At 64.7% G+C, this 13350-nt stretch carries 10 protein-coding genes and 1 riboswitch; of the genes, 6 read left to right on the top strand and 4 right to left on the bottom strand.

Going from position 1 to position 13350, the window contains the following annotated elements; genetic code table 11:
- The first annotated feature begins 251 nt into the window (after positions 1-251).
- Positions 252-680, top strand: a complete 429-nt coding sequence (locus ACLCGK_RS24385) for a multidrug/biocide efflux PACE transporter (RefSeq protein ID WP_024087038.1) — start codon at positions 252-254, stop codon at positions 678-680.
- 230 nt (positions 681-910) lie between these two features.
- On the opposite strand, the gene ACLCGK_RS24380 is transcribed toward ACLCGK_RS24385, so the two are convergent.
- From ACLCGK_RS24380 to ACLCGK_RS24370, 3 genes are all read right to left on the bottom strand, one after another.
- Positions 911-1930 carry a branched-chain amino acid aminotransferase gene (locus tag ACLCGK_RS24380; RefSeq protein ID WP_410953119.1) on the bottom strand — a complete coding sequence of 340 codons (1020 nt, stop codon included), beginning with the start codon at positions 1928-1930 and terminating at the stop codon, positions 911-913.
- 136 nt (positions 1931-2066) lie between these two features.
- Positions 2067-3644 (bottom strand): ATP-binding cassette domain-containing protein, encoded by a 1578-nt coding sequence (locus ACLCGK_RS24375; RefSeq protein ID WP_410953118.1) that lies wholly within the window; start codon positions 3642-3644, stop codon positions 2067-2069.
- Positions 3645-3970: 326 nt separating this feature from the next.
- The gene (locus tag ACLCGK_RS24370; RefSeq protein WP_410953144.1) at positions 3971-4330 is read right to left on the bottom strand and encodes a hypothetical protein; all 360 of its coding nucleotides are present in this window, start codon (positions 4328-4330) and stop codon (positions 3971-3973) included.
- Between the two features lie 98 nt (positions 4331-4428).
- Positions 4429-4642, top strand: a riboswitch (cobalamin riboswitch).
- Positions 4643-4741: 99 nt separating this feature from the next.
- Between ACLCGK_RS24370 and cobW the strand changes: the two genes are divergently transcribed.
- The 4 genes from cobW (at position 4742) to ACLCGK_RS24350 (ending at position 11266) form a co-directional block, all read left to right on the top strand.
- Positions 4742-5809: a cobalamin biosynthesis protein CobW gene (gene cobW, locus ACLCGK_RS24365; protein WP_085602303.1), complete on the top strand. Its 1068-nt coding sequence runs from the start codon at positions 4742-4744 to the stop codon at positions 5807-5809.
- Positions 5810-5812: 3 nt separating this feature from the next.
- Positions 5813-9574: a cobaltochelatase subunit CobN gene (cobN, locus tag ACLCGK_RS24360; protein ID WP_410953117.1), complete on the top strand. Its 3762-nt coding sequence runs from the start codon at positions 5813-5815 to the stop codon at positions 9572-9574.
- 1 nt (position 9575) lies between these two features.
- Positions 9576-10598 (top strand): ATP-binding protein, encoded by a 1023-nt coding sequence (locus tag ACLCGK_RS24355; RefSeq protein WP_410953116.1) that lies wholly within the window; start codon positions 9576-9578, stop codon positions 10596-10598.
- Between the two features lie 101 nt (positions 10599-10699).
- Complete coding sequence (locus ACLCGK_RS24350) at positions 10700-11266, top strand: vWA domain-containing protein (RefSeq protein ID WP_410953115.1); 567 nt, start codon at positions 10700-10702, stop codon at positions 11264-11266.
- A gap of 107 nt (positions 11267-11373) precedes the next feature.
- On the opposite strand, the gene ACLCGK_RS24345 is transcribed toward ACLCGK_RS24350, so the two are convergent.
- On the bottom strand, positions 11374-11640 hold the full coding sequence (locus tag ACLCGK_RS24345) for a hypothetical protein (RefSeq protein WP_013972506.1): 267 nt from the start codon (positions 11638-11640) through the stop codon (positions 11374-11376).
- Positions 11641-11982: 342 nt separating this feature from the next.
- Between ACLCGK_RS24345 and ACLCGK_RS24340 the strand changes: the two genes are divergently transcribed.
- Positions 11983-13308, top strand: coding sequence for a sigma 54-interacting transcriptional regulator (locus tag ACLCGK_RS24340; RefSeq protein WP_410953114.1), 1326 nt, complete (start codon positions 11983-11985; stop codon positions 13306-13308).
- Positions 13309-13350: the final 42 nt, after the last annotated feature.

The raw sequence follows: 13350 nt of genomic DNA, 5'->3' as shown, positions 1-13350 counted from the left end.
ACGTTGACACGTGTGTCAATCACATCTGATGGGTAGATCTGATTTCACGCACGGTACAATGCGGCCATTATTCAAATAAGTTCAAAAAACCTGAAAAAAATTCAAACTATCGTGAAAATGAAGGACAAAGGCGACCAGAGCTTCGGGTGAGTAGCGCATGGTATTGATAAAACCGATGGTAGCTATGTCGCGAGTATCAGTTCTATCAAATAAAATAGGAAGCACGACTCACGCACTGGATGGAATCTGCAATGAAAAATGTCTCTTTCACCGAACGCCTGGTTCACGCCGTCGGCTATGAAGTGTTCGCCGTGCTGCTGTGTGCGCCGCTGTTGTCCTGGATCATGGGCAAGTCGCTGGCGACGGCGGGGGCGCTGGCGGTGACCCTCTCGGTGATCGCCATGCTGTGGAACATGGTCTATAACGCGCTGGTCGATCGCTACGTGCGGGTCGAGCGCATCCACTGGAAGGCCAGCGCACGCTTTGCACACGGCCTGGGCTTCGAAGCCGGGCTGGTGGTGTGGTGCCTGCCGGTGGCGGCGTGGATGCTGGAAATTTCGTTGCTGCAGGCGTTCATGGTGGAGTTGGGCTTCTTCGTGATCATCCTGCCCTACACCGTGCTGTACAACTGGGCCTTCGACAAAGCCCGGCACCTGCTGATGCAGCGTCGCCTTGCATGAAAACCACCAGCCTGCGCTGCTCCTCGATTTGTGCATTGCGCGGATATCCTGGGGCTGCTTCGCAGCCCTTTCGCGACACAAGGCCGCTCCTACAGGGATGGCGCAGGCTTCAGGCTTGCGCTGTACCTGTGGGAGCGGCTTTAGCCGCGAACACCGGTGCAGCCGGTGCACCCAATAAAAAGGGGCATGCCATCGCTGGCATGCCCCGTTTTTCAAACCGTTAAAGCGCCTCAGGCAACCTTGACGATCCAGCCAGCCGGTGCTTCCACGTCACCGCTCTGGATACCGGTCAGCTCGTTGTAGAGCTTCTGGGTAACCGGGCCGACCTTTTCCAGGTCGTGGAACACGTGCAGCTTGCCGTTGTACTCGATGCCGCCGATCGGGGTGATCACCGCAGCGGTACCGCAGGCGCCGGCTTCGATGAAGCGGTCCAGCTTGTTGATTTCCACATCGCCTTCGATCACTTTCAGGCCCAGGCGCGATTGCGCCAGTTCCATCAGCGACAGGCGGGTGATGCCTGGCAGCACCGAAGCCGATTTCGGGGTGACGAACTCGTTGTTGGCGGTGATGCCGAAGAAGTTGGCCGAACCGACTTCCTCGATCTTGGTGTGGGTCAGCGGGTCGAGGTAGATGGCGTCGGCGAAGTTGGCTTTCTTCGCTTCTGCACCCGGCTGCAGGCTGGCGGCGTAGTTGCCACCGACCTTGGCCGCGCCGGTGCCTTGCGGGGCTGCGCGGTCGAAGCTGGAAATCTGGAAGTTGTGCGGCTTCATGCCGCCCTTGAAGTACGAGCCAACCGGGATGGCGAAGATCGAGAAGATGAACTCGGGGGCGGTGCGCACGCCAATGTTGTCACCGGTGCCGATCACGAACGGGCGCAGGTAGAGGGCGCCTTTACCATGCGGTGGCACGAACTTCTCGTTGGCCTTGACCACTTGCTTGCACGCCTCGATGAACACATCGGTCGGCACCTGCGGCATCAGCAGGCGGGCGCAGCTGCGCTGCATGCGGGCGGCGTTCTGGTCCGGGCGGAACAGGTTGATCGAACCGTCCTTGCAACGGTAGGCCTTGAGGCCCTCGAAGCACTGCTGGCCGTAGTGCAGGGCAGTGGAGCCTTCACTGATGTGCAGTACGTTGTCTTCGGTCAGGGTGCCCTTGTCCCACACGCCATTGCGCCATACGGACAGGTAGCGTTTGTCGGTCTTGATGTAGTCGAAACCCAGCTTGTCCCAATTAATGCTTTCGTTGCTCATGACACCCTCATTGTCTTGCAAGTGCCCGATTGCTCGGGCTGCTGTTATATGCGCACCACGCCACCATAATACATCCGTGGCAGATCGGGAACGGCCAGTCACGAATTGATAGCCTGCAATGCATTTATTGCGGCTTCTACAGGTGCAGGTACTCGTCCAGCGCCAGCCGGTCGAGCAGTACCTGGTCGTGGGACACCACCACCAGCGCCCCGCGAAACTGCCCGATCATGTGTTCCAGTGCGGCCAGCGACGGCAGGTCCAGGTGGTTGCCGGGTTCGTCCAGCAGCAACAGGTCGAGCGGCCGTTCGCGGTACAGCACGGCGGCCAGTGCTGCCTTCATCCGTTCACCGCCGCTGAGCAGGCCGCTGGGCAGTTCGATGCGGGCCGCATCCAGGCCAAGTTGCGCCAGGCGGCTGCGCAAGTCGCCCTGGGCCAATGTCGGGTTTGCCTGGTGCAGGTGGTCGAGCACGCTGGTATGGCCTGGTAGTGCGCTGCAGTGCTGGTCAAGCAGGGCGGTTTCACCACTGAGGCGCAGGCTGTCGGGCGGTGCTGGCAACTCGCCGTTCATCAGCTTGAGCAGGGTGGACTTGCCACTGCCATTGGCGCCGACCAGGCCCACCCGCTGGCCCAGGCACAAGCGCAGGTTCAATGGTTTGCGCGTGCCGCGGGGTAGGTGCAGCGCCTGCAAGGCCAGCACTTCGCGGCCCGGATGACGCTGCGGCGTGGGTGCATGCAGGGTAATGGCGCAGTCCTGCTCGACTTCGTGAGCGGCGTCACGCACTTTGCCCTGCAGCGTCTGCCGGGCGTCGCGATGGTCGCGGCACTGCTTGCCCGCAGTGGCCTGGCTGCGTTCCTGCTGGCGGTCGACCAGGATCTTGGCCTGGTTGGCGTGCCTGGCGTTGCGCCCGGCGCGGGCTTGATGACGTTCCAGGTCTTCGCGCTGGCGCTGCAGTTCGCGCGCCTGGCGTTGCTGCTCCTGTTTCAGCCGGGCAAGTTGCTGTTGGGCCAGCGCCGTCTGGCTGGCTTTCTGGGCCGAATAGAAGCTGTAGTTGCCGCCATAGGCCTGCAAGCCCAGGCTGGACAATTCGACGATGCGCGTCATGTGCGCGAGCAGGCTGCGATCATGGCTGATCACCAGCAAGCCCCGGTCCCAGGCTTCGATCATGCTCAGCAGTTGGGCGCGGGCGTTGCTGTCCAGGTGATTGCTCGGTTCGTCGAGGATCAGGTAGTCCGCTTCGCTGAGCCAGGCGCCGACCAGCGCCACGCGCATGGCCTGGCCACCGCTCAGGCTGTGGGCGGGCTGGTGCCAGTCGAGCTGGCCCAGGCCGTGGCGTTGCAGGTGCCCCTGCAATTGCTCGCGGATATCCCAGCGTTCGCCGACGGTGTCGAAGTCACTGGGTGCGACGCTGCCTTGCTCGATGCGCTCCAGCGCAGCGAGCACCGCGCCCACCTGGGCCAGGTCGGCGACCGTGGCGCTGTGCTCGATCACCTGCTGGTCCAGAAGATGGATGCGCCCAAGGCGCCGACACTGGCCGCTGCTTGGTTCGCGCTGGCCGGCAAGTACCTGCCCGAGCAGGCTCTTGCCCACACCGTTGCGCCCGACCAGGCCGGTGCGGCGTTGGTCGAAGGTTTCGCTGAGGTCGGTAAATAACAGCCTGCCGTCAGGCAAGGCCAAGGAGACGCTGTCCAGCGTCAGGATCGACGTGTTCGTCATGCACAACTCCACCAATGCCGCGACATCTCCGGAGCGAGCCGGAGGCTGAAGACTGGCCGTCGAAGGGACGGCGGCATCAATGGCGCATTGGACGAACACCTCGTGACAGGGGAATGCGTAGCCTAACGGATAGAGGCATCGTTGTCGCGGGAAAACAGATTCCGCGAGTGCGCCGCGTGCGCTGTAGGAGCGGCCTTGTGTCGCGATAGGGCTGCGAAGCAGCCCCAGCAATTTGTGCCACTATGCTGAAACCCTGGGGCTGCTTCGCAGCCCTATCGCGACACAAGGCCGCTCCTACAAGAGCCAGGGCCGCGCATGCCCCTGGTTCAGCGCCCCATCAAGCGCCTGGTCCAGTCGCCCCCGTGGCTCTGCTGGCAGGCCTCTTCACTGTCAAACCGCACATGCCAGGCCGGATGATCCAGCTGAATGCCGGCCTGCTCCAGCGCAAGGCCTGTCAGTGCCAGCATGCGCACCTTCGCGTCGCCCGCCACGGCGGCGGCCTTGTCGGCCTCTCGCTCGAACACCCAGGTAATACGCAGGCTGGCCGGAAAATTCTCGGGCGCGAGACGATGGGTAAGCCAGCTGAAACCGACGATCTCCGCCTTGGCGGTTTCGCAGGCTTCGGTCAGGCAAACCACCAGTTCACGCTCCAGGCGTGCCATATCGCGCTTGTTCAGGGGTTTCACCGGTGGGCCTCGCTGCTCAAAGCCACCACTGTAACGCAGTTGCGCCACTTGCTGTCGGCCAGCCCGACAGCAATGGTTGACCACCCGCCAGCCACTGCGTAGCCTTGCCACTTCGAGGTTCTTCGGCCAGGCCGAAGCTAAGACGGGAACGCGGTACAAGCCGCGGCTGCCCCCGCAACTGTAAGCACCGACAACGGATCGACACAGCCACTGCGCCCGCGCGCGGGAAGGCGTCATCCCGCCAGCCCGCTGCACCAGCGGGTACATGGAACGGTGCGAGCCAGGAGACCTGCCTCGTCACGTTTTCGACTTTCAACCGGGCGGGGTGATCCGGTGGCGAACAAGCCCGGCCGGCCTGGCCTGCGGCTGTCGTCCTGCATGCCCGCGCCAATCTGCCAAGGGCAATGCGACATGAAAACACTGGCCAAGCTCCCCGTCACCATCGTCACCGGCTTCCTCGGCTCGGGCAAGACTACCTTGCTGCGCCACATGCTCGACAACGCCCAGGGCCGCCGCATTGCGGTGATCGTCAACGAGTTCGGCGAACTGGGCATCGACGGCGAAATCCTCAAGCAGTGCAGCATCGGTTGCACCGAAGAAGAAGCCACCGGCCGCGTCTACGAGCTGGCCAACGGCTGCCTGTGCTGCACCGTGCAGGAAGAGTTCTTCCCGGTGATGCGCGAGCTGGTGGCACGCCGTGGCGACCTGGACCATATCCTCATCGAAACCAGCGGCCTGGCCCTGCCCAAACCGCTGGTGCAAGCCTTCCAGTGGCCAGAAATCCGCAATGCCTGCACCGTCGACGCGGTGATCACGGTGGTCGATAGCCCTGCGGTGGCCGCCGGCACCTTCGCCGCCTACCCGGACCAGGTCGATGCCCAGCGCAAGCTCGACCCCAACCTGGACCACGAGTCGCCGCTGCACGAACTGTTCGCCGACCAGCTGGCCAGCGCCGACCTGGTGGTGCTGAACAAGGCCGACCTGATCGACGCCGAAGGCCTGGCCAAGGTCCGCGCCGAGGTGGCTGAAGAACTGCCGCCGGCGGTCAAGGTGATCGAGGCCAGCAGCGGCAAGCTGCCGCTGGAGGTGCTGCTGGGCGTGGGCGCCGAGTCCGAGGCGCACATCGATGGCCGCCGTACCCACCACGATTCGCATCATGACGGCGATGACCATGACGATCATGACCACGACGCCTTCGACTCCATCTCCATCGACCTGCCCGAAGCCGACGAAAGCCTGCTGCTCGATGCCCTGACCCAGCTGGTGGTGGAATTCGGCATCCTGCGCGCCAAAGGCTTCGCTGCCATCCCGGGCAAGCCGATGCGCCTGCTGGTGCAAGGCGTGGGTACCCGTTTCGACAAGCACTTCGACCGCGCCTGGCGCGCCGACGAGCCGCGCATCACACGCCTGGTGCTGATTGGCCAGGACCTTGACGCCGCCCAGCTGGAAGCGCGCCTGCGCCAGGCACTGGGCGCCTGACGCATGCACCTGCTGCGGACCCAGCCCGGCGGCTTCGTGCCGGATGACAGCATTGCCGACCTCGGCCAGACGCCCGCCGAGCTGGTGATTCTCTGCAGCGGCGATTCGCACCTGGCATTGCTCGCCGATACCGCCGAGCAATTGCCCGAGGATTACCCCAGCCTGCGCCTGGCCAACCCGATGCAGGTACAGAACCATGCCTCGGTCGACCTGTACGTCGACCAGGTGCTGCGCCATGCCAAAGTCATCCTGGTGTCGCTGCACGGCGGCGTCGGCTACTGGCGCTATGGCGTCGAGCAGTTGGTCGAGTTGGCCGGCCGTGGCGTGCAGCTGATCCTGGTGCCGGGTGACGACCGCCCCGACCCGGAGCTGACCAGCCTGGGCAGTGTCAGCGGCGAGCAGGCCGAACGCCTTTGGCACTACTTGCGCCAGGGCGGCAAGGCCAACGCCATCAACCTGTTCAACTGCCTGGCCAGCCAGTGGCTGGGCCGCGACTATGCCTGGGACGAGCCGCAGCCGCTGCCGCGCACTGCCGTGTATCACCCGGCCAAGGGCAGCGCCACGCTGGAGGATTGGTACCCGCAGTGGCACCCCGAGCAGCCGGTGGCGCCACTGTTGTTCTACCGCTCGCACCTGCAGGCGGCCAATACCGCGTTCATCGATGTGTTCTGCCAGCGCCTGCAGGCCGCCGGGCTCAACCCGTTGCCGATCGCCGTGGCCAGCCTCAAGGAAAGCGCCTGCCTGGAGCAGGTCGAAGCCTGGCTGGACGAGGTGGGTGCCGAAGTGCTGGTCAACACCACCGGCTTTGCCCTGTCCAGCCCGGAGCGCCCCAACCTGCGCCCGTTCCGTCGCGACATCCCGGTGCTGCAGGCCATCTGCGCGCAAGACAACCAGCCCGGCTGGGAAGCCAGCGAGCAGGGCCTGGGGGCGCGTGACCTGGCCATGCACATTGCCCTGCCCGAACTGGACGGGCGCATCATCACCCGCCCGGTCAGTTTCAAGGACATGGCCTGGCGCAGCGAACGCAGCCAGTCCGACGTGGTCTGCTACCGCGCCCACCCCGAGCGCATGGACTTTGTCGCCGAACTGGCCCGCCGTTGGGTCGAACTGGCGCGCCTGCCGAATGCGCAAAAGCGCGTGGCCCTGGTGCTGGCCAACTACCCGACCCGGGATGGCCGCATTGGCAACGGCGTTGGCCTGGACACGCCAGCGGCCGCGCTGAACATACTCAAGGCCCTGCAGGCCGAAGGCTATCCGCTGGCCGACTTGCCGGGCAGCGGCACGCAGCTGATCCATCAGTTGCTCGGTGGCGTGACCAACGACCTCGACCAGCTGGACCTGCGCCCGTGCGCGCAGAGCCTGAGCCTGGCCGACTACAAGGCCGCCTTCGAGCGCCTGCCAGAGGCAAACCGCCAGGCCGTGCTGGAACGCTGGGGGCCGCCGCAGCAGGACCCGATGTACCGCAGTGGCCGGCTGATGGTGGCCGGCCTGCGCTTTGGCTTGACCTTTGTCGGCATCCAGCCGGCGCGCGGTTACCAGGTGGACCCCAGCGCGGTGTACCACGACCCGGACCTGGTGCCACCGCACGGCTACCTGGCATTTCACTTCTGGTTGCGCCATGCCTTTGCCGCCGACGCGGTGATCCATGTCGGCAAGCACGGCAACCTCGAATGGCTGCCCGGCAAGGGCGTCGGGTTGTCGGCGCAGTGCTGGCCGGACGCCTTGCTCGGCCCGCTGCCGAACATCTATCCGTTCATCGTCAACGACCCGGGCGAGGGCGCCCAGGCCAAGCGCCGCACCCAGGCGGTGATCATCGACCACCTGATGCCGCCGCTGACCCGTGCCGAAACCTACGGCCCGTTGCGCCACCTGGAGCAATTGGCCGACGAGTTCTACGAAGCGCAGCTGCTCGACCCGCGGCGCGCTCGCGAGTTGCAGCGCGACATTCTCGAACTGGTCAAGGCCAATCACATTGACCGTGAACTGCAGCTGGAAGGCCAGCTGGACGATGCCGCCGTATGGCTGCCACGCCTGGATACCTACCTGTGCGACCTGAAGGAATCGCAGATTCGCGATGGCCTGCATGTGTTCGGCCAGTCCCCGGAAGGCCGGCTGCGGCTGGATACCTTGCTGGCGCTGTTACGGGTCGAGCGTGGCGACGGTCGCGGTGGCAATGCCAGCCTGTTACGGGCCCTGGCCAAGGCGCTGGTGCCAGGCTTCGATCCGCTCGATTGTGAACTTGGCCAGCCGTGGCAAGGGCCACGCCCGGAACAACTGCAGGCCATGAGCAGCGAGCCTTGGCGCACCTGTGGCGATACCCGCGAACGCCTTGAACTGTTGGCGCTGCAGTTGATCGACCAGGCGCTGTGCGGCACCGTGCATTTACCTGCCCAGAGCGAATGGCAGCCGGTGCACGATGTGGTACGGACGCTGCGAGAATCGGTGGCACCCAGCCTGGACGCCTGCGGCAGCGCCGAAATGGATGGCCTGCTGGCGGCGCTGGCCGGGCGTTTCGTGCCCGCCGGCCCCAGTGGCGCACCCAGTCGTGGTCGCCTGGACGTGCTGCCCACCGGTCGCAACTTCTATACCGTGGACGTGCGCAACCTGCCCACCACCACCGCCTGGCGCCTGGGTTTCGCCTCCGCCAACCTGATCCTGGAGCGCCATCTGCAGGACCACGGCGATCACCTGCGCCAGCTCGGTCTTTCGGTGTGGGGCACGGCAACCATGCGTACCGGCGGTGATGACATCGCCCAGGCCATGGCGCTGATGGGCGTGCGTCCGGTGTGGGCCACGGGCAGCCAGCGGGTAGACGATTTCGAGATCCTGCCACTCAGCCTGCTCGACCGCCCGCGGGTGGATGTGACCTTGCGCGTTTCCGGCTTTTTCCGTGATGCCTTCGGCAACCTCATCCGCCTGTTCGATGCCGCAGTGCAGGCCGTGGCCGCGCTGGATGAGCCCGACGATCTCAACCCCCTGGCTGCCCGCGTGCGTAGCGAGCGTGCCGCGCTGCAGGCGCAGGGCGTGGACGCCGAGCAGGCCGCGCGCCAGGCTGGCTGGAGGGTGTTCGGTGCCAAGCCCGGGGCCTATGGCGCCGGGGTGCAGAACGCCATCGACGGGCGCCTGTGGCACAGCCGCGACGACCTGGCCGAGGTCTACCTCAATCACGGCGGCTATGCCTACGGCGCCAGCGACGACGGAACCCCGGCCCGAGCCCAGTTCGCCCAGCGCCTGGCCAAGGTGCAGGCGGTGCTGCAGAACCAGGACAACCACGAACACGATCTGCTCGATTCCAACGACTATTACCAGTTCCAGGGTGGCATGCTGGCGGCGTCGGAAACCTTGTCCGGTGCGGCAGTTGCCAGTTATCACGGCGACCATAGCCAGGCCGACCGGCCGCGCATCCGTACCCTCAAGGAAGAGCTGAACCGGGTCATCCGCGCCCGGGCGCTGAACCCGAAATGGATCGACGGGGCCAAGCGCCACGGCTACAAGGGCGCCTTCGAGATGGCGGCGACGGTCGACAACCTGTTCGCCTTCGACGCCACCACGGAACTGATCGACGACCATCATTACCAGGCGCTGGCCGATGCCTACGTGCTCGACCCGGCGACCCGCGACTTCATGCGCGAGCACAACCCCGAGGCCCTGCGCGACCTTACCGAGCGTTTGCTGGAGGCCCAGCAGCGCGGTCTGTGGCAGGCACCGGGTGACTACCGCGAAGCCCTCGAGGAACAACTGCTCGACGGCGAGGAACAGGCTTGAAATGAGTGAACCCGTGCAATTTCCACTGGCAGCCGTGGTCGGTGCCGATGACCTGAAACTGGCGCTGTGCCTGACCGCAATCGACCCGAAGATCGGCGGCGTGCTGATCGAGGGGCCACGTGGCATGGCCAAGAGTACTCTGGCCCGTGGCTTGGCCGACCTGCTCGGTGAGGGCCCGTTCGTGACCCTGCCACTGGGCGCCAGCGAAGAGCGGCTGGTCGGCACCCTCGACCTGGATGCCGCACTGGGGCAGGGCAAGGCGCAGTTCTCCCCTGGGGTACTGGCCCAGGCCGATGGTGGCGTGCTGTACGTCGATGAGGTGAACCTGCTGCCCGACACCCTCGTCGACCTGCTGCTCGATGTGGCAGCCAGCGGCACCAACCGCATCGAGCGCGACGGCATCTCGCACCGGCACAGTGCTCGCTTTGTACTGATCGGCACCATGAACCCGGAGGAGGGCGAACTGCGCCCGCAGTTGCTCGACCGCTTTGGCCTCAACGTGGCTCTGGAAGGCTTGCCCGAGCCTGAGGCGCGCCAGCAGATCATTCGCCGCCGTCTGGCCTTCGACAGCGACCCGCAGGCCTTTTGCGCGCAATGGGCCGAGGCCCAGGCGCAATTGCGCGAGCGCTGCCAGGCGGCGCGTCAGGCCCTGGCCGGCATTGCCCTGGACGACCAGGCGCTGGCCTGGATTACCGAACGCTGCTACGCCGCCGGGGTCGACGGCCTGCGCGCCGACCTGGTCTGGCTGCGCGCCGCACGCGCCCACTGTGCGTGGCGTGGTGGTGAGGCCATCGAGGAGGCCGATGTCGATGCAGTGGCCGAGTTCGCCTTGCGCCATCGCCGCCGCGTTTCGCCCCAGGCCAACCCACCTGCGGCGCCGCAGCAGCCTGAACAGCAGCCCGGTCGGCAAGGCGCGGGCAACCCTGGCGAACAGGGCGGGCAGGGCGACTGGGGCGCAATGCCGGCGCAGCCTGTGGCCAGTGGCGCGCGCCGCGAGGTGCCGAACTGGGCAAAAAAGCCCTGAGCATCCCCCAGTCACCTGCCAAAGGGGCGGATGCCAAAGCAGGCGCAGGTAAGCAATACGGTGCCAGCCGAGGCCGGGCGCGCAGTGCTGCGGCCGGGCGGGTGGCCTGGCTGCCGACCCTGCTCAAGGGCCGGCCACGCCAGCGCCAGGACCTGTGCTGGCAGCAACGCCAGGCCAGGCCCGCAGAACTGTGGCTGGTAATCGTCGATGCTTCGGCCTCGACCCGTCGCCACCAGGCGTTGGCGCAAACCAAAGGGCTGCTGGCGGCGCTGTTCGACCAAGCCTACCGCCAACGTGCCCGGTTGGCCCTGCTTACCGCCAGCGGGCGCTCACCGCAGTGGCAGCGCCACGGCCTGAAGGCCTCGGCCGCCTTGCAACCGTGGCTGCAAGCCTTGGGAGCTGGTGGTGGCACGCCGTTGATCGCTGCATTGGAGCAGGCTCGGCACTGGTTGCAGGCTCGGCAACGGGCCCACCCCGAAGAAGCGTTACGCTGCCTGGTGTTCACCGACGGTCGCCTGCAACACTGGAATACCGTGCAACCGATGCCGTGCGCCACTCTGTTGGTGGACATGGAACTGGCGCCGGTGCGCCTGGGGCGTGCGCAGCGCCTGGCGCAGCAACTTCAGGCGGATTACCAGCACCTGCAACAGTTCAGGTTGGTGGATTGAAAAAGCACCGGTGCGACACTATGCCGCAATAAGAAAAGTTGCCAGAACAGCAACCCGGAAGTTGTACAAGTGCGTGGCGACGCACGCACTTGGTTTGCCGGCCGATATTATTTCGGCATTGACCACGGTTGCAGGTCGTAACCTTTTTCGCACAGTTCGGCGCGCACTTCCTCGATCAGGCTGGCCCACTGGGCCGGGTCGGAATAGATGCGCGAAGACACTTGCTTGCTGCCGATGCGGGTGCTGGTCCGGTCGATCACTGCCAGGCTCAGTTCACCAGTACCGTTGGGTGCATCCCAGGCTACGCACTGGAAAGGTTCGAAGGCGTGGTCGGCAATCAGCAGTGCTTCGTTGACACGGAGCGGGGCATTCATGGTTCGGTCTCTCTATGGTCCCAAACATCCAGTTAAAGTCCGCGTTGCTTCGAAGTCGCCTCGGTTATCGCGAAGTGCAGCGCGGGGTTATGTGTACTGATGCTCGTTGTCCGGGGGCGAGTCACACATTGGTTGTAAAAAAATTTGCCAAGGTCGAATCCGTTCTTGCCCATGCCGCCATGTGATGTCGATAAAGTGCGAAAATTCCCGTCACGCATTGTAAAAAAATGATTCGGCAGACAGACGGTACTGGGAACCGTCAACTTAGTTGCTACTGTTAATCGGGCGCCACAACTTACTGTTTTATTTCAAAAAACTGAAAACTGGCGCCAAGGATTGGTCATGCAGCAGCCTGCCGCCCAACGCCGTTTGCTCATCGTCGACCCCTGCGATGACTGCCATCGTTTGTTACCCGGATTGCGCAGCGCAGGCTGGGATGTGCACAGCTGCATGCTCGGCGCCGCGTTGGATCATCCCTGCGATGTGGGCCTGTTGCGCTTGCAGGCGTCGCACCTGAGGCGCCCGGACGGGGTCAAGGACTTGATCAAACGCAGCAACACCGAATGGATTGCCGTGCTCAGCGCCGAACAACTGCGCATGCCGGCCGTCGGCGATTTTGTTTGTGAATGGTTCTTTGACTTCCACACCTTGCCGTTCGACGTTTCCCGCGTTCAGGTCACGCTGGGCCGGGCCTTCGGTATGGCGCGCCTGCGCGGCAAAGGGATGGCGAGGGTGGATGAAACGAGCCACGAACTGCTCGGTGATAGCCGCCCGATCCGCGAACTGCGCAAGCTGCTGGGCAAGCTGGCGCCCACTGAATCGCCGGTGCTGATCTGTGGAGAAAGCGGCACCGGCAAGGAACTGGTGGCCCGCACCCTGCATCGCCAGTCGCAACGCAGCGAGCAACCGTTCGTTGCCATCAACTGCGGGGCAATCCCCGAGCACCTGATCCAGTCGGAACTGTTCGGCCATGAAAAGGGCGCTTTCACGGGTGCTCATCAGCGCAAGGCCGGGCGCATCGAAGCGGCTCATGGTGGCACGCTGTTTCTCGACGAAATTGGCGATTTGCCGCTGGAGTTGCAGGCCAACCTGCTGCGCTTTCTGCAGGAAAAGCACATCGAGCGCGTGGGGGGCAGCCAGCCGATCCCGGTGGATGTCAGGGTGCTGGCGGCTACCCACGTGGACCTGGAAAGGGCCATCGAGCAAGGGCGCTTTCGCGAAGACCTGTATTACCGCCTGAACGTGTTGCAGGTAGTGACCGCACCACTGCGAGACCGGCATGGCGACCTGTCGATGCTGGCCAGTCATTTTGCCCATTTCTACAGTCTTGAAACCGGGCGTCGACCGCGCTCGTTCAGCGAGCATGCCCTGGCGGCCATGGGCCGGCATGACTGGCCGGGTAATGTCCGCGAGTTGGCCAACCGGGTAAGGCGCGGGCTGGTGCTCGCAGAAGGCCGGCAAATCGAGGCGCAGGACCTTGGTTTGCAGCCCCTGGACCAGGTACAGCAACCGCTGGGCACGCTGGAAGAGTACAAGCACCGAGCCGAGCGCCAGGCGCTGTGCGATGTACTCAGCCGGCACAGTGACAACATGAGTGTGGCGGCCAAGGTGCTAGGTATATCGCGGCCGACTTTCTATCGGTTGCTGCACAAGCACCAGATTCGCTGAGCAGCAGCCCTCGGCCGTGCCCGAGCCTTGTGGGAGCAGGCA

It is taken from the genome of Pseudomonas sp. S1(2024) (assembly GCF_046557535.1).
The sequence above is the reverse complement of the archived record's forward strand: the minus strand, read 5'-3'. Positions and strand labels throughout refer to the sequence as shown.